22 protein-coding genes are annotated in these 22,822 nt (G+C 72.4%); 11 read left to right on the top strand and 11 right to left on the bottom strand.

Features of this window, described 5'->3' with window-relative positions; all coding sequences use genetic code 11:
* Window positions 1–2: 2 nt before the first annotated feature.
* From ACFOX0_RS30060 to ACFOX0_RS30045, 4 genes are all read right to left on the bottom strand, one after another.
* Window positions 3–965: an SCO2522 family protein gene (locus ACFOX0_RS30060; protein WP_377552326.1), complete on the bottom strand. Its 963-nt coding sequence runs from the start codon at window positions 963–965 to the stop codon at window positions 3–5.
* Window positions 962–1,879 carry an SCO2523 family variant P-loop protein gene (locus ACFOX0_RS30055; protein ID WP_377552325.1) on the bottom strand — a complete coding sequence of 306 codons (918 nt, stop codon included), beginning with the start codon at window positions 1,877–1,879 and terminating at the stop codon, window positions 962–964. Before ACFOX0_RS30055 ends, ACFOX0_RS30060 begins: the two co-directional genes overlap by 4 nt.
* Before the next feature lie 2 nt (window positions 1,880–1,881).
* Window positions 1,882–3,723: an SCO2524 family protein gene (locus ACFOX0_RS30050; RefSeq protein ID WP_377552324.1), complete on the bottom strand. Its 1,842-nt coding sequence runs from the start codon at window positions 3,721–3,723 to the stop codon at window positions 1,882–1,884.
* A 156-nt stretch (window positions 3,724–3,879) separates the two neighbouring features.
* On the bottom strand, window positions 3,880–4,902 hold the full coding sequence (locus ACFOX0_RS30045) for a LuxR C-terminal-related transcriptional regulator (protein ID WP_377552323.1): 1,023 nt from the start codon (window positions 4,900–4,902) through the stop codon (window positions 3,880–3,882).
* 66 nt (window positions 4,903–4,968) lie between these two features.
* Between ACFOX0_RS30045 and ACFOX0_RS30040 the strand changes: the two genes are divergently transcribed.
* Window positions 4,969–5,691, top strand: a complete 723-nt coding sequence (locus tag ACFOX0_RS30040; RefSeq protein ID WP_377552322.1) for a PP2C family protein-serine/threonine phosphatase — start codon at window positions 4,969–4,971, stop codon at window positions 5,689–5,691.
* Between the two features lie 15 nt (window positions 5,692–5,706).
* Here ACFOX0_RS30040 and ACFOX0_RS30035 read toward each other — a convergent pair whose 3' ends face one another.
* Window positions 5,707–7,674 (bottom strand): AfsR/SARP family transcriptional regulator, encoded by a 1,968-nt coding sequence (locus tag ACFOX0_RS30035; protein WP_377552320.1) that lies wholly within the window; start codon window positions 7,672–7,674, stop codon window positions 5,707–5,709.
* 106 nt (window positions 7,675–7,780) lie between these two features.
* Here ACFOX0_RS30035 and ACFOX0_RS30030 point away from each other — a divergent pair, with 106 nt between their 5' ends.
* Complete coding sequence (locus tag ACFOX0_RS30030; protein ID WP_377552319.1) at window positions 7,781–8,647, top strand: alpha/beta fold hydrolase; 867 nt, start codon at window positions 7,781–7,783, stop codon at window positions 8,645–8,647.
* Between the two features lie 83 nt (window positions 8,648–8,730).
* Here the strand turns inward: ACFOX0_RS30030 and ACFOX0_RS30025 are convergent, their stop codons facing one another.
* The 3 genes from ACFOX0_RS30025 to ACFOX0_RS30015 all read right to left on the bottom strand — a co-directional run bounded on the left by ACFOX0_RS30025 (window position 8,731) and on the right by ACFOX0_RS30015 (window position 11,100).
* A complete protein-coding gene (locus tag ACFOX0_RS30025; protein WP_377552318.1) occupies window positions 8,731–8,931 on the bottom strand; it encodes a DUF397 domain-containing protein in 201 nt (66 codons plus the stop codon).
* Complete coding sequence (locus ACFOX0_RS30020; RefSeq protein ID WP_377552316.1) at window positions 8,922–9,719, bottom strand: helix-turn-helix domain-containing protein; 798 nt, start codon at window positions 9,717–9,719, stop codon at window positions 8,922–8,924. Before ACFOX0_RS30020 ends, ACFOX0_RS30025 begins: the two co-directional genes overlap by 10 nt.
* 424 nt (window positions 9,720–10,143) lie before the next feature.
* Window positions 10,144–11,100 (bottom strand): DUF2332 family protein, encoded by a 957-nt coding sequence (locus ACFOX0_RS30015; RefSeq protein ID WP_377552314.1) that lies wholly within the window; start codon window positions 11,098–11,100, stop codon window positions 10,144–10,146.
* A gap of 66 nt (window positions 11,101–11,166) precedes the next feature.
* On the opposite strand from ACFOX0_RS30015, the gene ACFOX0_RS30010 reads away from it, so the two are divergent.
* The 7 genes from ACFOX0_RS30010 to ACFOX0_RS29980 all read left to right on the top strand — a co-directional run bounded on the left by ACFOX0_RS30010 (window position 11,167) and on the right by ACFOX0_RS29980 (window position 17,129).
* Window positions 11,167–11,505 (top strand): PadR family transcriptional regulator, encoded by a 339-nt coding sequence (locus ACFOX0_RS30010; protein WP_377552312.1) that lies wholly within the window; start codon window positions 11,167–11,169, stop codon window positions 11,503–11,505.
* Window positions 11,502–12,332 carry an ATP-binding cassette domain-containing protein gene (locus ACFOX0_RS30005; RefSeq protein ID WP_377552311.1) on the top strand — a complete coding sequence of 277 codons (831 nt, stop codon included), beginning with the start codon at window positions 11,502–11,504 and terminating at the stop codon, window positions 12,330–12,332. The genes ACFOX0_RS30010 and ACFOX0_RS30005 overlap by 4 nt, the downstream gene beginning before the upstream one ends.
* Window positions 12,329–13,024 carry a hypothetical protein gene (locus tag ACFOX0_RS30000; protein WP_377552309.1) on the top strand — a complete coding sequence of 232 codons (696 nt, stop codon included), beginning with the start codon at window positions 12,329–12,331 and terminating at the stop codon, window positions 13,022–13,024. Before ACFOX0_RS30005 ends, ACFOX0_RS30000 begins: the two co-directional genes overlap by 4 nt.
* 157 nt (window positions 13,025–13,181) lie before the next feature.
* Complete coding sequence (locus tag ACFOX0_RS29995) at window positions 13,182–14,018, top strand: CPBP family intramembrane glutamic endopeptidase (protein WP_377552308.1); 837 nt, start codon at window positions 13,182–13,184, stop codon at window positions 14,016–14,018.
* Window positions 14,015–15,181 (top strand): sensor histidine kinase, encoded by a 1,167-nt coding sequence (locus ACFOX0_RS29990; RefSeq protein WP_377552305.1) that lies wholly within the window; start codon window positions 14,015–14,017, stop codon window positions 15,179–15,181. Before ACFOX0_RS29995 ends, ACFOX0_RS29990 begins: the two co-directional genes overlap by 4 nt.
* Window positions 15,178–15,837: a response regulator gene (locus ACFOX0_RS29985; protein WP_377552303.1), complete on the top strand. Its 660-nt coding sequence runs from the start codon at window positions 15,178–15,180 to the stop codon at window positions 15,835–15,837. The genes ACFOX0_RS29990 and ACFOX0_RS29985 overlap by 4 nt, the downstream gene beginning before the upstream one ends.
* A gap of 74 nt (window positions 15,838–15,911) precedes the next feature.
* Complete coding sequence (locus ACFOX0_RS29980; protein WP_377552302.1) at window positions 15,912–17,129, top strand: GNAT family N-acetyltransferase; 1,218 nt, start codon at window positions 15,912–15,914, stop codon at window positions 17,127–17,129.
* A gap of 49 nt (window positions 17,130–17,178) precedes the next feature.
* On the opposite strand, the gene ACFOX0_RS29975 is transcribed toward ACFOX0_RS29980, so the two are convergent.
* The 3 genes from ACFOX0_RS29975 to ACFOX0_RS29965 form a co-directional block, all read right to left on the bottom strand.
* Window positions 17,179–17,490, bottom strand: a complete 312-nt coding sequence (locus tag ACFOX0_RS29975) for a hypothetical protein (RefSeq protein WP_377552301.1) — start codon at window positions 17,488–17,490, stop codon at window positions 17,179–17,181.
* Between the two features lie 129 nt (window positions 17,491–17,619).
* A complete protein-coding gene (locus ACFOX0_RS29970) occupies window positions 17,620–18,249 on the bottom strand; it encodes an MBL fold metallo-hydrolase (RefSeq protein ID WP_377552300.1) in 630 nt (209 codons plus the stop codon).
* Entirely contained in the window at window positions 18,249–19,334 is a 1,086-nt protein-coding gene (locus tag ACFOX0_RS29965; RefSeq protein ID WP_377552298.1) for an S-(hydroxymethyl)mycothiol dehydrogenase, read from the bottom strand. Before ACFOX0_RS29965 ends, ACFOX0_RS29970 begins: the two co-directional genes overlap by 1 nt.
* A 128-nt stretch (window positions 19,335–19,462) precedes the next feature.
* Between ACFOX0_RS29965 and ACFOX0_RS29960 the strand changes: the two genes are divergently transcribed.
* Both ACFOX0_RS29960 and lon read left to right on the top strand, forming a co-directional pair.
* Complete coding sequence (locus ACFOX0_RS29960) at window positions 19,463–20,359, top strand: lytic polysaccharide monooxygenase auxiliary activity family 9 protein (RefSeq protein ID WP_377552297.1); 897 nt, start codon at window positions 19,463–19,465, stop codon at window positions 20,357–20,359.
* A 76-nt stretch (window positions 20,360–20,435) separates the two neighbouring features.
* Complete coding sequence (gene lon, locus ACFOX0_RS29955; protein WP_377552295.1) at window positions 20,436–22,784, top strand: endopeptidase La; 2,349 nt, start codon at window positions 20,436–20,438, stop codon at window positions 22,782–22,784.
* The last annotated feature ends 38 nt before the right edge of the window (window positions 22,785–22,822 follow it).

The raw sequence follows: 22,822 nt of genomic DNA, 5'->3' as shown, positions 1-22,822 counted from the left end.
GCTCAGTCCGCGACGAACGCGTACTCGACTCGCTCGACCAGGTCCTTCGGCAGGTCGAGTCGTTCCGCCCGGCTGCGGGTGTGCAGCTGGTCCAGCACCGCCGGGTCGACCGAGACCTGGCTGAGGATGGTCCGGACGGCGTGCTCGATCGGCAGGAACCGGGTGCCGAGGACCGAGAACGTGCGGTAGGCGCTGAACGGGGCGGCGTTCGGGTTGAGCTTGACCACCGCCGGGAGCCGGTCCCAGTCGTCGGGCCAGTCGTCCAGCAGGTACGGGTTGGTCACTCCCTCGCCCTGGTGTCGCAGCAGGCCGAGCCGCATGAGCTGCCAGACGGCGGCCAGGAACGGACAGGACCACTGCCGCTCGCCGTTGTCCAGGTAGTCCCACAGCTCGACGTCCAGGAAGATCGAATGTCGGTTGGCCGCGTTCTGCACCGGCGGCTGCCACACCCGCCCACCGCTCATCGCCTGGGCCGGGCCGAGCGCGGGTGACCGCTTGCCGTTGCACAGCCAGCCGGTCTCGATCGTCGGCGGCCGGTCGCCGGTGGTCTCCGGAACCGGGTCGGAGACCAACTGGGTGAGCACCAGTTCGGCGAGCGGGATGTCGTCGGCCTGGGCGCAGCCGGCCTCCCGGGCGAAGTAGTCGATGACCAGCCCGGCGCTCTCGGCGGCCGTGAGCACCTGCCGGGCCACCACCGTGGGTGTGCTGAACCGACTGAAGTAGTCGTCGATCATGAAGCAGGTGCTGATCCGGGCCCGCCCGGTCGGCGCCCGGTCGTCGGCCGCCAGCCGGGCCGCCGCCACCCAGGGGGCGATCCGAGCGAAGTGCCGCTTGAGCCCTTCGATCCCGCCGGCGAACTCCTCGATGTAGAGGTGGCCCACCTCGATCGACACGTGCGACAGCGGCACCGACTCGACGCTGCGTCGGGCTGTGCTCTCCTCGAAGGCGACCTCCGGGGCCGTCACAGCGTCTCCCAGGCGGCGTCGTCCACGATGAGCTTGGCCAGCCTGGTGAATGCCTCCACGGTCTCGAGGTTGGCGATCCGGCGCGCGTACACGTCGTTGTCGGAGATGAGTTGCTCCCGCCATTGCAGCACCGGATCCAGCGGCACCGAGTCGATCAACATGGTCCGGCCGACCCGGTTGGTGCTGGCCAGTTCGAGCAGGTCACGGTTGCACTCGCGCAGCCAGGCCAGCTGACCCGGCCGGAGCCCTTCGAGTTCGGGCGAGTCGGGGTCGACGACGGCGGTCCGGACGAACCGCAGCGAGTCGGCCAACTCGTCGCGGTCGTGTCCGTGCCGGACGCCCGTCTCCAGGATTCCCCTGGTCCCGTAGACCAGGGCCGAGGCGGCCAGCACGTGCTGCCGGGTCCACCGGTGGAAGACCAGCCACCGCGCCCGGACCGAGGCCAGCTCCGGCAACGCGGTGGCGGCGAGGACCATGTCCGTGGCGTACGACCGGCCGGCGCTGAGGTCCACCAGGACCAGGTCGAACTCCTCCTCCAGCCGGAGGAACAACCGGCCGCACCGGATGACCATCTCCCGGGTGGACGGGAACTCCCCACCGCCGGCGTCGCCCGGCAGCAGGACCAGCCGGCCGGCACCCGGCGGGCGGTTGCGCAGGCTGGACCGGTCGGAGTCGTCCCACACGTCGATCCGCTGCGGTTCGGCGACGTCGCCGTCCAGGTAGGAGTGCAGTCCGCCCCGGGTGGTGCCGTGCACCACCGACTCGACGTTGAAGATGGCACCGGCCGTCGGCGAGCCGAAGTCGAAGTCGAGATAGCAGACGTCCGTACCCTGCAGGGCGCTGCGGTAGAGGACGTTGCTGCTGGTGACCGAGCGGCCGGTGCCGCCCTTGTCGGATGCCGCGAAGATCAGCATGGTCAGCCCGCCTCCGTGACGTCGCGCCGGGCCGCCGAGAACTCGTCGAGCGACCGCAGCACCTCGCTGGTCAGCGCCACGGAGGTGCCCGGCCGGTCCTGCACGATCTCGCGGGCCCGCTCCAGGTTGACCCGGACGACGTGCAAGGTCTGCTGCATCTTCGGGCCGGCCTCGGCCGCACCGCTGAGCAACTCCATGTCGTAGAGGTGTTCCGCCTCGCTGAGCAGCTCCATCGCGACCTCGACCAGCCGCCCGCTGCGCAGCGGCGCCCGGTTGAGCATGTTGGCCGTGGTGACCAGTCCGGCCACCACCCGCTCGGTGAAGTACCAGGAGGGTCGGTCGTAGTGGACGTTCAACTGCGGGAACGCCTTGGCCGGCTGGTCCCACAGGGCCCGCATCGAGCCCTGGTCGAGGCGCCGGCTGCTCAGGTGGTCCCACACCGCGTCGGCCAGGTCGAGCAGGACGCCCCGCTGCTCGGTGTCGCTGATCAGCGTCGCGATGTACGCGGTCCGCTGCAGCAGCAGGGGCGCGAACTCGCTCACCGCCCAGCGCAGCCGCGGCCCGCCCAACTGCTCGCTGCCGATCAGGTTCACCCGTACGCCGGGGGCGTGCAGCGTCAGCGCCGCGTCCCGTTCGAACGGGCGGCGGGTGATCCGGGCCCGGTTGGCCAGTTCGCTCAGCACCGAACCGACCCGGGACAGCTCGGCGTCCGAGCCACGCAGGTTGACCAGACCCTTCACGGCCAGCGAGGTGACCAGCAGGGTGAAGTAGTCGGACGTGTCAGCGTCGGTGGTCTGCCAGGGGATGTCCTCCAACGGCCAGCGGTGGCTGTTGCCGAAGGTGGCGACCGTGGCCCAGTAGGTCCGGGTCAACTCCCAGCGCAGTTGCAGCGCCCGGGACAGCCGCTGCTGTTCGTCGTTCAGCAGGCCGAGGATGCGGGTCCGTTCGGAGAAGAGGTCCTCGATCGCGTCCAGTGCGACCACCGTGAAGTAGAGGTACGGCTTCTCCTCGGCCACGCCCTTGGGCTGCTCGCCCACCGCTTCCTCGGTCTCCACCACCGGGGCGTCCTTGACCACCCCCCAGGACCAACCGCACTCGAACAGCCGGTTGGCGCTCTCCAGGTCACCCACCTGGCCGGATCCGATCAGGACCTCGCGGAAGGTCGCCATCGTCTGGCGCAGTTCCCGGCGCAGTTGCGCGACCACCTGGCGCTGCGGCATGCGGGACTGGTTGACCGTCCGGATCAGCACCCCGCCCTCGGTGGAGTCGACGTCGAAGACGTAGACCGAGAAACTGCGCAACAGGCCCACCATCGCGGCGCTGAGCCGTTGGCTGGCCAGCGTCTCCAGTGCCTCGATCTCGCGCAGCACCTCGTCCCGGCGGACCGCGCCGCGAAAGACCTTCGCGAAACCGATCGTGGCCAGCGACAGCGTCACCGACATCGCGTACGAGTCGACGATGCCCAGTTCGAGCTGTTCGGGGGTGGGTTTGTCGGCGCCGTCCTCGACCACGAAATAGGTGCCGCCGGAGAAAACCGGGGCACCCGTCTCGTCGCGGTATTTGGTGAAGTACTCGGTCAGCACCTGGATCAACACCCGGGGGATCTGGGTCGCCGTGCCGAGCGGGCGCAGCGCCCGGAGCATCTCGTCGGCGGTCTCGTCCGGATTGTCGATCTTGAACGAGGCCACCTGCGTCGCGGGAAGCAGGAGGCAGAGCAACTGCTCGGCGTCCCCGATCGAATTCGAGCCGTGCCGACCGCCCCACTGCCACTGACCGTCCTGCCAGGACGACCCTACGGCCGCGCCCCAAATTTCCAGGAGCTGCTGACGGGGTTGAATCCTCATCAGTCCTACACCACCATCCGCCAAATGCACCGTCGAACAGCCGAGCGGCACTCGCGTTACGCGGCCAGAGACGTCGGCCCACCGGAGCATGTAGACAAAGCTCCGGTCCTTTCTGCTAATGATGGCGTACGCGTCAAGCTCGGAGAAAGGGGACTACTACGACCGTCTCATCGGACCGATCAACTGATGGCGCACGGCCAGCAGTGCTGCTTCCGTTCGGGAGGCCGCACCGGTCTTCCGCAGCAGGTTGGAAACGTGAACGGTGACCGTGCGGACGGAGATTCCCAGCGAACGGGCGATCTGTTTGTTCGACATCCCGCCGGCAAGACACCGCAGCACCTCGGCCTCCCGGCTGGTCAGCTCGGCGGCGTCCGGGGCGGGACCGGTCGGCAGCCGCAGGTGCTCCGGCAGCGGCCCGGCGACCAACGCCGCCACCGGACCGGCACCGCGGGCGGCGAGCAGTTCGGTGAGCCAGTACGGGTTGCCCCCGGTCCGCTCCCACACCGTCGCGACGATCTCCTCGGCGACCGGCTCACCGGCGTACACCTCGGCCAGCACCTCGGCGACCTCGGCCGGGGTGAGCGGGCCGAGGTGCTGGCGGACCGCCCCCGGCGTACCGGAGAGCCGAGCCAGCGTGCGCGCGGTGAGCTGCGGCGCCACCGACGCGGCGGGCGGCCGGCTGCCCACCACCAGCAGCGCGGGCAGGTCGGGCACCGCCGCCAGCTCGCCGATCAGGTTGAGGCTCGCCGGGTCGAGCGCGTGCAGGTCGTCGACGACCAGCACGGCCGGCCCGGCGCCGACCAGCGCCCGGACGGTGGCCACGGCCAGCCGCAGCAGCGCCTCCGGCGCGTAGCGCTCCCGCGGCGAGTTGGGCTGCTGGGCCAACCAGGCCAGGGCGTCCGCCGGGACCGGCAGGTCGGCGGTGTCCCGGCCGCACAACACGGCCGCCAACCAGTCGTACGGGGCCGGGCTGTGCACCCGCGCGACGCCGGACAGCACGGTCGACGGGCGCGGGGCGTACCCGTCGAGGGCCGCGGCGATGAGCAGGCTCTTGCCCACCCCGGCCGCGCCGGTGATCACCACGGTCCGGAGCGCCGGCCGGTCCGCCTCGACCACGGCGGACCAGGCGCGGGCGAGCTCGGCCAGCTCCCCGGCACGCCCGACCATGGACACCGGCATCACGAGCCAACCTTACGCAGTAGTACGTAGAGACACCCCGACGGTGTTCTTGGCAGGCTAGGTGACATGAGCCTGATCCTCCGGACCACCGAACTCAGCGACCCCGGCCTGGTCCGGTCCAACAACGAGGACTCCGCGTACGCGGGCGACCGGTTGATCGTCGTGGCCGACGGGGTGGGCGGGCTGCCGGCCGGCGAGGTGGCCAGCGACATCGCGATCCGGGTCCTCGCCGGGCTGGACACCGGTCCGGTGGACGACCCGGTCGCCGCGCTGCGGGACGCGCTGGACGCCGCCAACCGGGAGGTCGGTGCCGCCGCCGGGACCGACCCGGCCAGCGAGGGCATGGGCACCACCCTCACGGCGGCCCTGCTCGCCGGGGACCGGCTGGCCGTCGCGCACGTCGGCGACTCGCGCTGCTATCTGCTCCGCGGTGGTGAGCTGCACCGGCTCACCCGGGACGACACCTTCGTGCAGGCGCTGGTGGACCAGGGCGTGCTGACCCCGGAGCAGGCCCGGCAGCATCCGCAGCGTTCGTTGGTGACCCAGGTGGTCCGCGGCGCCCAGATCACGCCGAGCCACACCGCGCTGACCGTCCAGCCGGGCGACCGGCTGCTGGTCTGCAGCGACGGCCTGTCCGACGTGGTGTCCGATCCGGTGATCGCCCTGACGCTGCTCGGCTGTCCGGACCGGGACCAGTGCGCCGAGCAGTTGATCAAGCTCACCCACCAGGGCGGCGCGCCGGACAACGTCACCGTCGTGCTGGCCGACGTCGTGCCGGCGACGGCATGACGGCCCGGTCCGCGGTCATCGGGCGCGGCTCAGGGCCGCGTCGAGAATGTCGAGATGACCGGCGACCGGGCCGACGGTGAGCATGCCGCTGCCGGCCCCGGCCAGTTCGCCGGCGGCCGGCGCGAGTTCGGCCCGGGCGCGTGCCATCACCGCCCGGTCGTCCAGCGCGACCGCGGCCCGGGCGGTGAGGCACCACAGGGCCTCGAAGAGCAGGTCGCGCGGCGGATCGGGGGCCTGCCGCAGTGCCGTGGCGGCGGCGGCCGGGCGGTCCCGGCCCAGCAGGAGGAGCGGGCGTACCCAGGGCGTGTAACCGCCCCAGTCGGTGGTCTCGTCGAAGCGGACCGGGTCGCCGTGCCACACCCGCAGGCAGAGCAGGGCCAGCGGTAGGAGGCCCCGCTCGACCCCCGGCATGCCGGCGTCGGCGAGCCGGGCCGCCGCGTCGCGGTAGGCGATCTCCGCGGCCCGCGGCGACGGCCCGGTCGCGGCCAGCCGCAGGGCTCGGTACCACTGGGTGAAGACGCCGACCAGCGGGCGGTGGTGCCGCCCGGCGAGCCGGTCGGCCGCGACGGCGTGCCGGTCGGCGGTCGCGAAGTCCGCGAGCGCGCCGCGGGCCTGCAGCCGGACGAGGTGCCCGAGGATCTCGAACGCCACCAGGCTGTGCCGGCCGGCCAGGTCGATCAGCTCGGCACCGATCGCGTCCCGTTCGGGGGCCAGTCCCGCCCGGTGGAAGCTCTGCATGAACACGCCGTTCAGCGCGAAGGCCAGCAGGGCCGGGTCACCCAGGCGACGCGCGATCCGTTCCGCCTCCCGGGCGGCCTCGGGTCCGCGCGCCGCGCGGGTACCGCGCGACTCCACCGCGATGACGGCCAACAGCCGGGCCCGGGCGGCCTCGGCCGGTCCGGGGTGACAGGCGACCAGGGTCCGCTCGGCCGCCGCGACGAGCCGCGCCGCCTGCGCCGGGTCGTCCGAACGCGTCCAGATCGCGGGTACGTCGTAGCCGCCGATGACCCGGGCGGTGAGTTCGGGATCGCCCAGTTGCTCGGCGGCGACGACGGCCGCGACCCGCCCCTCCCGCGCCGCATCGAGTCCGCTCGCCCCGGTCACGGCGAGACTTCGCAGCAGGTTGACCGTCGATTCCAGTCGATCCGCGGCTCCGACGGCCACGGAGCGGTCGTACGCCGCCGTGACCGCCGCCCAGACCCGGTCCGGTTCCGGCGATCGGGCACCGTCGTCGATCCGGTCGACCTGGCGGAGGATGTCGGTCTCCAGCAGCCGCAGGCGCGGACCCGGGTCGACGCCGAGCTGTTCCAGCAGCAGACCACGGGCCCGGCGCAGCACCGCGAGCGCGTCACCCTGGCGGCCCGCGCGGTACAGGGCGAGGGCCAGCAGTCGCCACGCCTCCTCCCGCCACGGATGCTCCGCCACGTGCGCGTCGAGATCCGGTACGACGTCGGCGGCCCGCCCCACGGTCAACAACGCCTCGGCCCGCTGCTCGATCGCGTTCAGCCGCAACTGTTCGAGGCGGGAACGCTCGACTCGCGCCCACGGCTCGTCGTCGAAGCCGGCGTACGCGGGCCCCCGCCACCAGCCCAGGGCCCGGTCGAGCCGCTCGATGATCGTGTCCGGCGAGGGCCCGGTGGCCGCGACCGCGTCCTCGAACCGCCAGGCGTCGACCGCGTCCGGCGCCGCCCTGAGCGCATAGCCGGGCCCCTCGGTGACCAGCAACCGGGCCGGCTCCCGCGGCGGACGCCCCGGCTCCACCGCCCGCCGCAGCGCCGCGACGAACGTGCGGACGGCACCCACCGCGCCCGGTGGCGGGTCCCGCCACAGGTCGTCGACGAGGTGGTTGACCGGCACCACCCGACCACGCGCGACGACCAGTCTGGCCAGCACCGCGCGGTGTTTCGGCCCCTTCAGGTCGATCGGCGCACCGGTGCCGTCCCAGGCGACGACCGGCCCGAGCACACCGAACCTGACCCGCATCGATCGAACCACCCTTCCGCGCCCCCGGCCCAACGTATCGCGCTCATCGCCTGCTCATCGCCGACCGGCACGCTGGGCTCGGCCAACCGACGAGCAAAGGACGATCATGACTTTCGCCATCCCCGACTTCGACTACCGGCGCGTCCCGGTCGACGACGACGTGACGCTGAACGTGGCGGTGGGTGGTACGGGCAGCCCGATCGTGCTGCTGCACGGCTTCCCGCAGACCCACCTCATGTGGCGGCACGTCGCCGCCGACCACACCGTGATCTGCCTCGACCTGCGCGGCTACGGCGCCAGCGACAAGCCCGCGGCGCGCGACCGCGACACGTACTCGAAGCGGACCATGGCGGCCGACGTCGTTGCGGTCGCCCGCCGGCTCGGGCACGACCGTTTCGCGCTGGCCGGGCACGACCGCGGCGCCCTGGTCGCCATCCGGGCCGGCCTCGACCACCCCACCGTGGTCACCCACCTCGCCTCGCTCGACGTCCTGCCGACTCTGGACATGTGGAACATTCTGCACGGATCCAGCGCGGCGGTCGCCTTCCACCTGTACCTGATGGCCCAGCCACCCGGGCTGCCCGAGCAGATGATCAGCGCCAGCGCGGACGCCTTCTTCGGCTACTTCCTCGACGTGTGGGCCGGCGACCGGCAGGCCATTCCCGCCGACCTGCGGGCGGAGTACCTGAGGGCCTCCCGCGAGGCGGTCCCCTCCATCGTCGCGGACTACCGGGCCTCGGCCGGCATCGACATCGAGCACGACGAGGCCGACCGGGCCGCCGGGAACCGCCTGGTCATGCCGGTCACCGTGGTCCAGCAGGACTGGGGAACCGCACTCGGCTTCGACGCCGCCGGGCTGTGGCGCGACTGGGCCGCCGATCTGGAGCACCGCACCACCTCGGCCGGGCACTTCATGGCCGAGGAAGCGCCCGACGAGATCGTCAAGGTGCTGCGCGACCTGCTCGAACGGTGACGGGCTGTCGGTGACCTCCTGGAACAACGAAACCCCCGACCCGGGTGGCTCCGGGCGGGGGGTTTCGTCGTCGTGGGGAGCCGTCAGCGGCCCAACCGGCCCGCCCGGGTGGCAGCCGTGAAGGCTGCCCATGCGGCCGGCGCGAACAGCAGGGTTCCCCCGTCCCGATCCTTGGTGTCGCGGACAGCCACCACCCCGGGGAGGTTGTCGCCAACCTCCACACAGTTACCGCCAGTGCTGTTGCTGCGGGTGCTCTTATGCCACCGGATGCCGGTCAAGTCCACTGTTCCGCCGCTTCCTCGATCAGTTGTCGTGACTGCGTGCAAGAGAGGGCGTCCCCGCGGATAACCTCCCACGCGCGAATCACCTCGCTCGCGTCAGTAGGCCGCTCCACCAGCGTGCCTGTCAACTGAGAATCAAGGTACGCGGCCACGGCCCCCTCCGGGGAGGTGGCTACGGCCAAGGGCCCGTCCAACCCGGCGTAGCCCCCCACGGACAGGGGGACGACATGCACCCGGACACGCGAACAGTCATCCACCAGTTGCAGTATGTGCAACAACTGCTCCCGCATCACCTCCGGCCCGCCCAGCGGACGGCGCAATACCTGTTCGTCGATGACGAAGACGGTCTGGGGCGGATTTTCCCGGGCGAGCACGGCCTGTCGCTCGATCCGCACGGCAACCTGTTCGTCAATCTGAGCGGCGGTCAGTAGTCCCCCACCGGACAGCAGGGCGCGGGCGTACGCCTCCGTTTGGAGCAACCCCGGGATCAGGCACGGCTCATAGGAGCGGAGGGCCACCGCCTCCGTTTCAAACGCCAGCCAGGGCCGCAACGCCGGTTGCGCAGCCTCGTGCCGGATGCCTGCCAGCAGCCGGGACAGCCGACCGTTGAGCCCCAGCACGGCGTCAGCCCTGTTTGCCAGGTCATCGGAGGGCCGGCGGGTGCCCCGCTCAACCGCGGACACCTGAGCGGCCGAGTAGTTGATTTTGGTCGCCAAATCCTCCTGGGACAGTCCGGCCTCCTGCCGGGCTATCCGTAGTTCCTCGCCAAACAAATTCAAAAGATTACTCACCTCTACGGCCCCCTACAGGTATTGCCGGGATCTTTAACGGCACGGCTGCCGATCCATTCATGCTTCCACGATCGGCCCGGTCCGGCCAGTGTGGAGTCACGCGGTTATCCCAACGGAGATAGCGGGCCGGGGAGCCTGGCCCACAAGGGGCCCGATGGGATGACCAGCGACGGGGCCCCGGGAGGCGTCAGCCCTAATCGGGCCGGGGCCCCGTCCAACTCTCGGAGGAAAGGGGTCGCTGGGATGCCGGGCCAACAGCATTAGGACCGGCCATGCTTGTCTATCTTGGACAAGTTCTGTTCGGTGGGAACAAAACTTGTCCAAGATAGACTGACGATGGCGTCGGGCAACGGCCGAGGCGGGTCGTGGCGGGGGAATTCTCGAACACCGGCGCCTGAAATCTCCCGGGCCGCGCCCGCAGGCGTCATGGTTGTGTTGGCCGACACGTCGCCGGTAGCGCCCTGATTTCCTGCCCGTGTCCTCGGGTCCAGGCCAGCGGCACCCCGTCCAACGCGAGCACGTTGTGGTGGCCGTCGTCCGGCGGCTCGGGTAACCCGTCGTAGGACAGCACCTCCGGGTCCTCGTTCGCGATCCAGTGGCCGGGCAGCCCGCGTACCAGATCGGTGAACGCTGCCCGGCGCGGCGCCGGCACCTGGTAGAGCACCGAGGTGTGGAACACGACCAGCGTCGCCCCGGCGGGCGCCTGGGCTGCCAGCGCCGGCAGGTCGTCGACCAGATCGCCGCGGACCAGCAGGGGTGGGTCGGCCGCCGCGACCGCCGTTGCGGCGGCGAGCCGGGCTCGCCGGTGCTCGTGCTCCGGCCAGACCAGCGCGTCCAGCCAGGCGACATCCGCCGGATCGGTCACGTCGAGCGGGTTGAGGTCCAGGCCGGCCCGCCAGACCACCTCCGGCACCCGGGTCGGCGGCTTGACCCCGATCGCGACGCAGTCCAGGACCGGTTTGCCCGTGCCGAGGCGGTGATCGCCGTAGCGGTAGCCGTACCGGTCGGGATAGAGGTTCAGCCCGGCGGACGCGCCGACCTCCAGCAGCGCGAGTGGCTGCGGCAGCCCGGCGAGCACCGGCAGCAGTACGGCGCACCGCCCGGCCTCGTTGGTCTGGGTGGCCCGGCCGCGCATCTCCGCCTCGACGGCCGGCCAGTTCGCCACCGTCCAGTCGCGGAACGCGGCCGGGTCGTCGACCGGACCGCCGAGCAGCCGTACGACGCCGAACAGCAGGTTCGGTTGGCGCCTGGCCGGCGGCAGCGCGTCGAGCAGGGCGAGCAGTTCCCCGTCCCGGGACACCGCCAGCGACAGCCGCTCGTACGCGGGTGACACGCCCCGCGCCTCGCGGGCGAACTCGGTGTACTCGGCGGCGGTCGTCATCCCCGAATGATCCCGCACCGGACTAGGTAGTTGTGTCAGCTAGCTGGTTCCGCTACCTTCTACGACGTGGATACCGACCGACGGAGTCAGTGGCTCCGTGGGGTCCTCGACCTGTGCGTCCTCGCGCTGCTGGCCCGCGAGGAGTCCTACGGTTACCAACTCGCCCAGTCGCTCGACGAGGCCGGAATCGGACCGATCCAGGGCGGCACGCTCTACCCGGTGCTGCTCCGGTTGCAGCGCACCGGACTGGTCGTCGCGCACTGGCGGGAGGGCGCGGCCGGACCGGCCCGCAAGTACTACCGCCTCACCGAGGCCGGGCAGACCGCCCTGCGCCGGGACGGCCGGGACTGGCAACTGTTCGCCGGCCAGGTGGAGTCGCTGTGGAAGGAGGCGGTGGAGCAATGAACGTGAACAGCTGGCTCGCGGCACTGGAGATCGAACTGCGCCGGCACGGCATCGGCCCGGACAACATCGCGAACGTGGTCGCCGAGGCGGCCACCCACCTGCGGGACAGCGGCGAGGACCCGTACGCCGTGTTCGGGCCCGCCGAGCACTACGCGGCGGCGGTCGCCGAGAGCATCCGGACGGCCCCGACCGCCACGCCGCTGCGGCCGGGCCCGGTGCTGCTCGCGGCCCGCGGCATCACCAAGCGGTACGGCCGGCGCACCGTCCTGCGGGACGTCGACCTGACCGTCCGGGCCGGCCAGATCGCCGCCGTGGTCGGGGCGAACGGCTGCGGCAAGTCCACCCTGCTGCGGATCTGCGCCGGCCTGGACTCGCCGGACTCGGGCGAGGTGACCGTCGCCGGTCGGCTCGGCTACTGCCCACAGCAGGGCGGCACGCTGGACTACCTGCGCGCCGACGAACACTTCGTCCTGGTCGGCGCCGGCCGGGAGCTGTCCCGCGCCCGGTCCCGTCAGATCGGCCGGACCGCCGCCGCTCAGCTGGGCTGGAACGAACCGGTCGACACCGTGGCCCGGAACCTGTCCGGCGGCACCCGGCAGAAGCTCAATCTCACCATGTCCACCCTGACCGAGCCGGACGTGCTGCTGCTCGACGAGCCGTACCAGGGCTTCGACCGGGGGACGTACGTCAACTTCTGGGACGAGCTGTGGCGGCTGCGGGACGCCGGCAAGGCGATCGTCGTGGTCACCCACCTGCTCACCCAACTCGACCGGGTGAACCTGGTCCTCGATCTCACCTCGGCACCCGTTGGAGGCGCCCGCCGATGAGAAAGCTGCTGACCGTCGCGGAGATGACGCTGCGCGAGCTGATTCGCCGCAAGGGCGTGATCGCGCTGCTGCTGCTCTTCCCGCTGGCCTTCTACCTGCTCCGTCGCGGCGACTACGTCGGGCAGTCGGTCCGCTTGCTGCTGCTCGGGGTGAGTTGGGCGGTCAGCACCGCCGCGCTCTTCGCCACCAGCGCCAGCCGGGAGATCGAGCCGCGGCTGCGGCTGACCGGCTACCGGACCAGTCAGCTCTACCTCGGTCGGCTGCTCGGCCTGACCGCCCTGGGGCTGGCCGTGGCGATACCGTTCTACCTGCTGGTCCACTTCGACGCGCCGAACGTGCGACACGGCGGGACCGCGCTGGCGATGGTTTTCTCGGTGGCGGTGGCCGCGCCGTTCGGCATGCTGATCGGCACTGTGCTGCCCCGCGAGTTGGAGGGCACACTGCTGCTGCTCATCACCATCGGGATCCAGATGCTCATGGACCCGGACGCCTCGTGGGCCCCGCTCACGCCACTGTGGTCGGTTCGGGAACTCGGCACGTACGCGGTGGACCACACCGACGGCGGCTACCTGGTCCGGGGCATCGTGCACGGAATCGGCTTCACCCTCGGCCTGGCGGTGCTGGTGGCACTGGTGTCCGGCTTCCGGCTGCGTCGACGCGGTCACCTCCGCTTCGGCGCCGTCCCGCACTGAGCGACCGTCCCGCACTGAGCGACCGGCCCGCCGGGCTTGTCCCCCGTGCGAGCTACTTCCGGATGTCCACTGTGCGGTGACGATTTCGGACCGCCGGCTCCATAGCGTTTGAGGCACGCCGCGGCACTCCGGCCGCGGAGTCTCACGAGGAGTCCTGATGCGACTGTTGAAGCAGCTCGTCGTCGTCGCCGTGGTCGCCGGGGTCGGCAGCCTGCTCGCCAACGCGGTGCAACCGAACTGGTTCTTCACCCTTCTGTTCGGCTTCGCGACGGCGGTGCTGGCGCTGTTGGCGTACCGCTGGGTGGTGCGCCGGACCGAGCACCGCGAGCCGGCGGAGCTGTCCTGGCAGGGTGCCGGTGCGCCCCTCGGCCGGGGGGCGCTGATCGGCGCCGGGATGTTCGTCGCCGTCATCTCGGTCATCGCCGTCTTCGGCGGCTACCGGATGACCGGCTGGGGCTCGGTGCCGGGCGCGCTGGCGCTGCTCGGCTTCATGGCCGCCGCCGCCGTGACCGAGGAGCTGTTGTTCCGCGGCATCCTGTTCCGGATCATCGAGCCGCGCCTCGGCACCTGGACGACGCTGGTGCTGACCAGCCTGGTCTTCGGGCTGGCCCACCTGGCCAACCCGCACGCCACCCTGCTGAGCGTGCTCGCCATCGGGGTCGAGGCCGGTGGCATGCTCGCCGCCGGCTACGCCGCCACCCGGACCCTGTGGCTGCCGATCGGGCTGCACTTCGCCTGGAACTTCGTCGAGGGCGGCATCTTCGGCGCCGGCGTCTCCGGCAAGTCCGGCACGCAGGGCCTGGTGCACGCCGTGACTTCCGGCCCGACCGCGATCAGCGGCGGCGAGTTCGGACCGGAGGCGAGCCTGGTCACCGTGCTGGTCGGCCTGGCGATAACCGCCGTCTTCATGCGGCTGGCCCGCAAGCGCGGCAACGTGCTGCCCCGCCGGGGCCGCACCGCCCCGGCCGACGCGACCGCTACGCTCGCCCGGTGATCGACCCGCGTCGAGTCCCGGACCTGTGGCGGCGCTGTGCCGTCACGGTCCGGGATCTCCCGTTCGCGCTGCTGCTCGCCGGCACGTCGTTCCTGCCCGCGTTGGAGAGCCACGGCACCCAACTCGGCGAGTTGCCGAGCCGCCCGCACGACGCGCTGGCCGTCCTGGTGGTCGGCCTCGAATGCCTTCCGCTCGCGGTACGCCGGCGCTGGCCGGCCGCCTGTCTCGCGCTGGTGTCGATCGGCTTCGCCGTCGACCAACTCCGCGGCTACCACCTGGTCTCGGGCGCCGCGCTACTGTTCGCGCTGCTGAGTACGGGCCTGCACCTGGACCGCCACCGGCGGACCACCACGATCCTGTTCACCGTGGCGTACCTGGCGCTGGCGGTCGCGCTCGTCCGGTCCGGCTCGACCGAGAGCGTGACCGAGTACGTGACGTTCTACCTGGTGCTGGCCATGGGAACGGGTGCCGGGGCCTGGCTGCGGACGGCCCGCGCCGTCGAGGCCGAACGCCGCCGTCAGGTCGCCGAGGCCACACGCGCCGCCGAACGCACCCGGATCGCCCGCGAACTGCACGACGTGGTGACCCACCACGTGACGGCGATGGTCGTGCAGGCCGAGGCGGCCCGCTACCTGACCGCCGCCCCGGACCGCCTCGACGAGGCCCTGACCGCCGTCACCGACACCGGCCGGCGAGCCATCGCCGACCTGCGGCACCTGCTCGACCTGCTCAACCCCGACCACGGCGACGACGCCCGGACGTCGTCCACCGGTGAACTGCGCACCCTGGTGGAGCAGACCCGGCGGGCCGGACAGCCGGTGGAGTTCACCGAGGAGGGCACCCCGGCACAGGCACCCGGCAGCGCCGAGTTCGTGGCGTACCGGGTCGTGCAGGAGGCCCTGACGAACGCCCTCAAGTACGCCCACGGCAGCCGGACGACCGTCGTGGTCCGGCACGGCGAAAGAGAGATCAGCGTGCGGGTCGACACCGACGGAGCCGACTCGTCCGGCAGACCTCCCGGCGGTTCCCCCGGCGGCAGCGGGCGGGGCCTGGCCGGGCTGCGCGAACGGGTCGACGTCCTGGGCGGCGAATTCAGCGCCGACCGGCGGCCGGGTGGCGGCTTCGCCGTCCGGGCCCGGATCCCGGCGGGAAGTCCCTCGTGACCGCGCCGATCCGGGTCCTGGTCTGCGACGACCAGGCGCTGATCCGTACCGGCTTCGCGACGATCATCAACGCCCAACCGGACCTTGAGGTGGTCGGCGAGTGCGGCGACGGGCGCGCCGCGGTCGACCTCGCCGGCCGGCTGCGCCCGGACGTCGTGGTGATGGACGTACGGATGCCGGTGCTCGACGGCATCGGGGCGACCCGCCTGCTGGCCGGTGCCGGGGTGCCCCAACCGGTCAAGGTCCTCGTCGTGACGACGTTCAACCTGGACGAGTACGTCTACGAGGCGCTGCGCGCCGGGGCGAGCGGGTTCCTGCTCAAGGACGCCCCACCGGCGCAACTGCTGCACGGTATCCGTACCGTCGCGACCGGCGCCGCGCTGCTGGCGCCCGAGGTGACGCGGCAGCTCGTCGGCCGGTACGCGGCACGCATCCGCCCCACCGAGGCCACCCCGGACGACGTCACGCTCACCCCGCGCGAGCTGGAGGTGCTGCGCCTGCTCGCCGACGGCCGGTCCAACAGCGAGATCGCCGCGACCTTGGTGATCAGCCAGGAGACCGTGAAGACGTACGTCTCGCGCATCCTCACCAAACTCGACCTGCGCGACCGCGTACAGGCGGTGGTCTACGCCTACCGCCGCGGCCTGGTGACCTGACCGGTGCGGCGGCCGTGTTCCGTGGCCGGACCGGTGTCCCGGCCACGCGCTTTTCGCAATATCAGTTGAAAAGGGTGGTCGACGCGGTTGGGATGGAGCACGTGGAGATCCGGCGACTGACCACCGAAGAGCGCCTGACCAGGTCCTTCCCGTTGCAGGCGTACGCCTTCGAGGCCTCCCCGGCGACGGCGGCGCGGCTGGACGAGTTCCGTGACTACCTGCCGTACACCGAGGACGGCCGGACGCTGGTGGCCGAGGAGGGCCGGACCGCGCTGGCCACCGTGACGGCGATCCCGATGCGGCAGAACGTGCGCGGGACGGTGTTGCCGATGGCCGGCGTCGCCGCGGTGGCCACCCATCCGTTGGCCCGCCGGCAGGGACACGTGCGGACCCTGCTCACCCGACTGCTCGGCGAGATGCGCGACGAGGGGTGTGTGGTCAGCGCGCTGTACCCGTTCCGCCCCTCGTTCTACGCCCGGTTCGGGTACGCCGGCCTGCCGAAGGCACGGACGGTCGGCTTCTCGCCGGCCGGGCTCGCTCCGCTGGTCCGCGCCGACCTGCCGGGCGACCTGCGCTGGCAGCGGATCCGGGAGGGCTATCCCGACCAGCGCGCGCTGACCGAGCGGCTGCTGGCGGACCGGCACGGCTTCGCGATCTTCCCGGCGTCCCGGGCGGTGTGGCCGCGCGACACCGACGAGCGCTGGTCGGTCACCGCGCTGGTGGACGGCGAGGTGGCCGGGGTGTTCACGTACCGGATCTCCGACCACGGCGGCACGTTGGCCGGCGACGACCTGCTGACCACCGGGCCGCTCGGCCGGACCCTGCTGTTGCAGTTCCTCGCCCGGCACGTCGACCAGGTCGACCGGGTGACCATGCGGATCGCCCCGGACGAGACGCCGGAGCTGTGGGGCGTCGACTTCGCCGTACGGGTGACGGCCGACGTCCACTTCCCGACCTCGGCCGCCCCGATGGCCCGGCTGCTGTCCCTGGACGCGCTGCGCGGGCTGGCCGCCGGGCCCGGTCGGGTCGTGGTCGAACTCGTCGACGACCCGTTCCTGTCCGGCCGGCACCTGCTCGACGGCACCGACGGCCGGATCGAGCTGACCGGTGCCGACCCGACCGCCGTACCGGCGGCCACGCTGACCGCGGCCGGCCTCTCCGCCCTGGTCTACGGCGTGCTGGATCCGGTCGAGGTGGTCCTCCAGGGCCTCGGCGCCGTACCCGACGACGCGGCCGCCCAACTGCGCACGCTCTTCCCCCGCCGGCTGCCCCACCTGTACGCCGACTTCTGAGGCCGGCACGCCGCGCGCCGCCGCCGGCCGCGCCTCAGCCAGGCGCGCCTCAGAGGCCGAAGGTGTCCCCGGCCACGGCGTCCCGGACGCCGTCGACGAAACCGGCGAAGCCGGGATCGTCCCGGGAGGCCGGCACGCTGGCCAGGTCCACCCCGGTCGCGTCGGCCACCGCGTCCACCAGCGGCTGGTACTCGATTTCCACGTCGGCCAGGTCGTCCTCGTCGGCCTCGGCCAGGTTGACCACCCGCTGCTGTTCGTCGACCGGGGTCTCCGGGTCCTGCGCCCACTCCTGCCCGACGCGGTACGCCTCGTCGTACACCGCGCTCTGCTCTTCGGTCCAGTCGCTGTGGTAGTCCTTCACGGCGCGCCTCCTCTGCCCGGGGGCCGATCCAGCACCCCCGAGCATGCCCGCACCCCTACCCCGAAGCAGCCGTTTCGGCCGATCGCGACGGATTCGGCCGGCTCGGGTCCCGCGACCACGAACACCGGGTCAGTGGCCGCGGGCGATCCATTCGTCCAGGTGCGGTGCCTCGGCGGCGATGCCGGTGCTGTCGCCGTGCCCGGTGTGCACCACGGTCTCCGGCGGCAGGGTGAACAGCCGGGTTCGGATCGAGGAGATGATCGTGTCGAAGTCGCTGTACGACCGGCCGGTCGCGCCCGGCCCACCGGCGAACAGGGTGTCACCGGTGAACACCACCCCCGCCTGCGGCGCGTGGAAGCAGCACGCACCCGGGCTGTGCCCCGGCGTGTGCAACACCCGCAGCTCGGTGCCGGCCACCTCGATCCGCTGCCCGTCGGCGAGCTCGCCGTCCGGCGGCACGTCCGGGTGCACCAGGTCCCACAGCACCCGGTCGTCCGGGTGCAGCAGCACCGGTGCGCCGACCGCCCGGGCCAGCGCCGGGGCGGCCCGTACGTGGTCGTCGTGCCCGTGGGTGGCCAGCACGGCGAGCACCCGCCGGCCGCCGACCACCCGGCGTACCGCCTCGGCGCTGTGCGGCGCGTCGATCACCACGCACTCCCGGTCGTCGCCGAACACCCAGACGTTGTTGTCCACGTCGAAGGTCTGCCCGTCCAGCGAGAACGTGCCGGAGGTGACCGCGTGGTCGATCCGGGCCGGCATCAGAAGACCACCACCGAGCGGAGCACGTCGCCGTGGTGCATCCGGGTGAACGCCTCCTCCACCTGGTCGAGGGTGATCTCCTCGGTGACGAAGGCGTCCAGGTCGAGCCGGCCCTGCCGGTACAGCGCGGTCAGCATCGGGAAGTCCCGGCTGGGCAGGCAGTCGCCGTACCAGCTCGACTTGACCGCGCCGCCGCGACCGAAGACGTCCAGCAACGGCAGTTCGACGGTCATCTCCGGGGTGGGCACCCCGACCAGGACCACCGTGCCGGCCAGGTCGCGGGCGTAGAACGCCTGCTTGAACGTCTCCGGCCGGCCGACCGCGTCGATCACCACGTCGGCACCGAAGCCGCCGGTCAGCGCCTTCACCGCCTCGACCGGGTCGTCCTCCGAGGCGTTGACGGTGTGGGTGGCCCCGAACCGGCGGGCCCAGTCCAGCTTCCGCGAGTCGGTGTCCACCGCGATGATCGTGGTGGCGCCGGCCAGCGCCGCGCCGGCCACCGCGCCGTCGCCCACCCCGCCGCAGCCGATCACCGCCACCGAGTCGCCCCGGGTCACCCCGCCGGTGTTCATCGCCGCGCCCAGACCGGCCATCACGCCGCAGCCGAGCAGCCCCACCGCGGCCGGCCGGGCCGCCGGGTCGACCTTGGTGCACTGGCCGGCGTGCACCAGCGTCTTCTCCACGAACGCGCCGATGCCCAGCGCCGGGGCCAGTTCGGTGCCGTCGGTGAGGGTCATCTTCCGCGCCGCGTTGTGGGTCGCGAAGCAGTACCAGGGCCGGCCGCGCCGGCAGGCCCGGCAGACGCCGCACACCGCCCGCCAGTTGAGCACCACGAAGTCGCCCGGCTCGACGTCGGTGACACCGTCGCCGACCTGCTCGACGACGCCGGCCGCCTCGTGGCCGAGCAGGAACGGGTAGTCGTCGTTGATCCCGCCCTCGCGGTAGTGCAGGTCGGTGTGGCAGACGCCGCACGCCTGCACCCGTACCACGGCCTCACCGGGTCCCGGGTCGGGAACCACGACGGTGGTCACCTCCACCGGTGCGCCCTTGGCCCTCGCGATGACACCCCGGACTTGCTGGCTCACGCTGCCTCCTCGCCGTCGGTCGTACTCCCGCACACCGAACCTACCGCCGTCCACCTGCTCACACCCTGGATGAACGACGACGGCACGGTGGATCGAACGATCCGGGGCGGCCGTCCGTACCTCTCGGCATGCGCCTACGTCGTCTGGCCGCCGTCGCCGCGGTTCCGGTCCTGCTGGTCACCGCCGCGGGGTCGCCCGCCTCGGCACACGGGGCACCGGGGACGCCGCTGAGCCGGGCGGCGGCCTGTGGGCCGGAGGGCGGCTCGGCCGCCCGGTCGGCCGCCTGCCGGGCCGCCGCGGCGGCCGGTGCCGACTTCGCCCAGTGGGACAACGTCCGGGTCGCCGGAATCGACGGCCGGGACCGGGAGATGATCCCGGACGGCAAGCTGTGCAGCGCCGGTCTGGCGAAGTTCCGCGGGATGGACCTGGCCCGGGCGGACTGGCCGGCGACCCGGCTGGTCGCCGGCTCCCGGCTCGCCTTCGCCTACCGGACGACGATCCCGCACAAGGGCACCTTCCGGGTGTACGCCACGAAGCAGGGCTACGACCCGACCCGCCCGCTGACCTGGTCGGAGCTGGAGGCGAAGCCGTTCCTGGTGAGCACCGACCCACCGGTACGCGACGGGGCGTACCGGTTCTCCGGCACGCTGCCCGACCGGACCGGGCGTCAGGTGATCTACACGATCTGGCAGAACTCGGAGTCGGCGGACACCTACTACTCGTGCTCGGACGTGGTCTTCGTGCCGCCGGCCGGTGGTGGCGGCACCGGCGGTCCGTCGACCGGCACCCGCCGGCCGACCGCCGGCCCGTCCACCCCCGCCGCGCCGACCGGCGCGGCCGCCGCCCCGACCGACGACCCGACCGGTACGCCGGACCCGGCCACCCTCGGGCCCGCCGAGCAGGTGGCGGCGCGGCGCGGCACCGACTCCGGGCCGGGCTGGTTGCCGGTCGCGGCGGCGGGGGCGTTGGCGCTGGTGGCGGCCGGTTTCGGCGTCTTCTGGTGGCGACGTCGCCGGGTGAGCTGAGTCACAAGGCGGAACATCGAACGCCCGGACGAACTTGAGCCAGACACGCTCAAGTTCAAACCGAAGCAGGTGTTCGATGGCAACTCTCCCGGTTCTTCCCCTGACCGACGCCGTCCTGCTGCCCGGCATGGTCATCCCGGTGACGCTCGACCCGACCACCCAGGCCGCCGTCGACGCCGCCCGGGCCAGCGGCGACAAGACCCTGCTGGCCGTGCCGCGGGTCGACGGCGAGTACGGCTCGGTCGGCACGACCGCCCTGATCGAGAAGGTCGGCCGGCTGCCCAGCGGCGAGCCGGCCGCCGTGGTTCGTGGCGTCCGGCGGGCCCGGATCGGCGCCGGCGTGCCCGGCCCCGGCGCGGCCCTCTGGGTCGAGGCGACCACCATGGACGAACCCGCCCCGGCCGGCCGGGCCAGGGAACTGGCCCGCGAGTACCGGGCCCTGATGACGTCCGTCCTCTCCGACCGTGGTGCCTGGCAGGTCATCGACGCGATGGAGCGGATGACCGACCTCGGCGAACTGGCCGACTCGGCCGGCTACGCGCCGTGGCTCAGCCTGGCCCAGAAGATCGAACTACTCGGCGCACCGGACGTCACCGCCCGGCTGGAGCTGCTGGTCGGCTGGGTGAAGGACCACCTCGCCGAGCAGGAGGTCACCGAACGGATCAACACCGACGTCCGGGAAGGGCTGGAGAAGTCCCAGCGGGAGTTCCTGCTGCGCCAGCAGCTCGCCGCGATCCGTAAGGAGTTGGGCGAGGACGAACCGGACGGCTCCGCCGACTACCGGTCCCGGGTCGAGGCCGCCGACCTGCCGGAGAAGGTACGCGAGGCGGCGCTGCGCGAGGTCGGCAAGCTGGAACGGGCCAGCGACCAGTCCCCCGAGGCGGGCTGGATCCGTACCTGGTTGGACACGGTGCTGGAGATGCCGTGGACCACGCGTACCGAGGACAACACCGACCTGGCCGCGGCGCGCGAGGTGCTCGACGCGGACCACGCCGGGCTGGCCGACGTGAAGGACCGGATCCTGGAGTACCTGGCGGTGCGCAACCGGCGCGCGGCCCGCAACCTGGCCGTGGTCGGCGGTCGCGGGTCGGGCGCGGTGCTGGCCCTGGCCGGCCCGCCCGGGGTCGGCAAGACCAGTCTCGGCGAGTCGGTGGCCCGGGCGCTGGGCCGGAAGTTCGTCCGGGTGTCGCTGGGCGGCGTCCGGGACGAGGCCGAGATCCGCGGCCACCGCCGGACGTACGTCGGCGCGCTGCCCGGCCGGATCGTCCGCGCGCTGCGCGAGGCCGGCTCGATAAACCCGGTGGTGCTGCTGGACGAGGTCGACAAGATCTCCGCCGGGTACGCCGGCGACCCGGCCGCCGCCCTGCTGGAGGTGCTCGACCCGGCGCAGAACCACACCTTCCGGGACCACTATCTGGAGGTCGACCTCGACCTGTCGGACGTGCTCTTCCTGGCTACCGCGAACGTGGTGGAGGCCATCCCCGGTCCGCTGCTGGACCGGATGGAACTGGTCACCCTGGACGGCTACACCGAGGAGGAGAAGGTCGCCATCGCCCGGGACCACCTGCTGCCCCGGCAGTTGGAACGGGCCGGGCTGACCGCCGACGAGGTGACCGTCGACGACGCGGCCCTGGGTCGGATCGCCGGCGAGCACACCCGGGAGGCCGGGGTCCGGCAGCTCGAACGCGCGCTCGCGAAGATCCTCCGCAAGGCGGCCGTCACGCTGGCCACCGACCCCGCGCCGATCCGGGTGGACGTGGACAACCTGGCCCGCTACCTGGGCCGGCCGAAGTTCACGCCGGAGTCGGCCGAGCGGACCGCGGTGCCCGGGGTGGCCACCGGGCTGGCGGTCACCGGTGCCGGCGGCGACGTGCTGTTCATCGAGGCGACCTCGATGGAGGGCGAGCCGGGGCTGACCCTGACCGGTCAACTCGGCGAGGTGATGAAGGAGTCGGCGCACATCGCGCTGTCGTACCTGCGGTCCAACGGGCGGCGGTTCGGGCTGGACCCGAACGCCCTCGCCGGCCGGCGGATCCACCTGCACGTGCCGGCAGGCGCGGTGCCCAAGGACGGGCCGAGCGCGGGCATCACGATGGTCACGGCCCTGGCCTCGCTGGCCTCCGGCCGACCGGTACGTCCCGAGTTCGGGATGACCGGCGAGGTGACCCTCTCCGGCCGGGTGCTGCCGATCGGCGGGGTGAAGCAGAAACTGCTCGCCGCGCACCGGGCCGGCCTCACCGAGGTGATCATCCCGGCCCGCAACGAGCCGGACCTGGACGACCTGCCGGCCGAGGTACGGCAGGAGTTGACCGTGCACACGCTGGCCGACGTGGCCGACGTGCTGGCGTTGGCGCTGCGGCCGGTCGACGAGGTCGGCGAGGTCGACGGCGGTTCCCGGGACGGAACGGCCCTCACGGCCGCCTGACGCGGGCCCGGGCCGGCATCCCGCGACCGGGGCGTTCC

It is taken from the genome of Micromonospora zhanjiangensis (assembly GCF_042650605.1).
In the GTDB taxonomy this organism is placed as follows: Bacteria; Actinomycetota; Actinomycetes; order Mycobacteriales; family Micromonosporaceae; genus Micromonospora_J; species Micromonospora_J zhanjiangensis.
Note: the sequence above shows the minus strand (reverse complement) of the source record. Positions and strands in the feature narration are given on the sequence as shown.

Coding starts and splice junctions, on each gene's coding strand:
- ACFOX0_RS30055 (WP_377552325.1), bottom strand. CDS start 1,879: ATGCTGATCTTCGCGGCATCCGACAAGGGCGGCACCGGCCGCTCGGTC.
- ACFOX0_RS30050 (WP_377552324.1), bottom strand. CDS start 3,723: ATGAGGATTCAACCCCGTCAGCAGCTCCTGGAAATTTGGGGCGCGGCC.
- ACFOX0_RS30045 (WP_377552323.1), bottom strand. CDS start 4,902: ATGCCGGTGTCCATGGTCGGGCGTGCCGGGGAGCTGGCCGAGCTCGCC.
- ACFOX0_RS30040 (WP_377552322.1), top strand. CDS start 4,969: ATGAGCCTGATCCTCCGGACCACCGAACTCAGCGACCCCGGCCTGGTC.
- ACFOX0_RS30035 (WP_377552320.1), bottom strand. CDS start 7,674: ATGCGGGTCAGGTTCGGTGTGCTCGGGCCGGTCGTCGCCTGGGACGGC.
- ACFOX0_RS30030 (WP_377552319.1), top strand. CDS start 7,781: ATGACTTTCGCCATCCCCGACTTCGACTACCGGCGCGTCCCGGTCGAC.
- ACFOX0_RS30015 (WP_377552314.1), bottom strand. CDS start 11,100: ATGACGACCGCCGCCGAGTACACCGAGTTCGCCCGCGAGGCGCGGGGC.
- ACFOX0_RS30005 (WP_377552311.1), top strand. CDS start 11,502: ATGAACGTGAACAGCTGGCTCGCGGCACTGGAGATCGAACTGCGCCGG.
- ACFOX0_RS30000 (WP_377552309.1), top strand. CDS start 12,329: ATGAGAAAGCTGCTGACCGTCGCGGAGATGACGCTGCGCGAGCTGATT.
- ACFOX0_RS29995 (WP_377552308.1), top strand. CDS start 13,182: ATGCGACTGTTGAAGCAGCTCGTCGTCGTCGCCGTGGTCGCCGGGGTC.
- ACFOX0_RS29970 (WP_377552300.1), bottom strand. CDS start 18,249: ATGCCGGCCCGGATCGACCACGCGGTCACCTCCGGCACGTTCTCGCTG.
- ACFOX0_RS29960 (WP_377552297.1), top strand. CDS start 19,463: ATGCGCCTACGTCGTCTGGCCGCCGTCGCCGCGGTTCCGGTCCTGCTG.
- lon (WP_377552295.1), top strand. CDS start 20,436: ATGGCAACTCTCCCGGTTCTTCCCCTGACCGACGCCGTCCTGCTGCCC.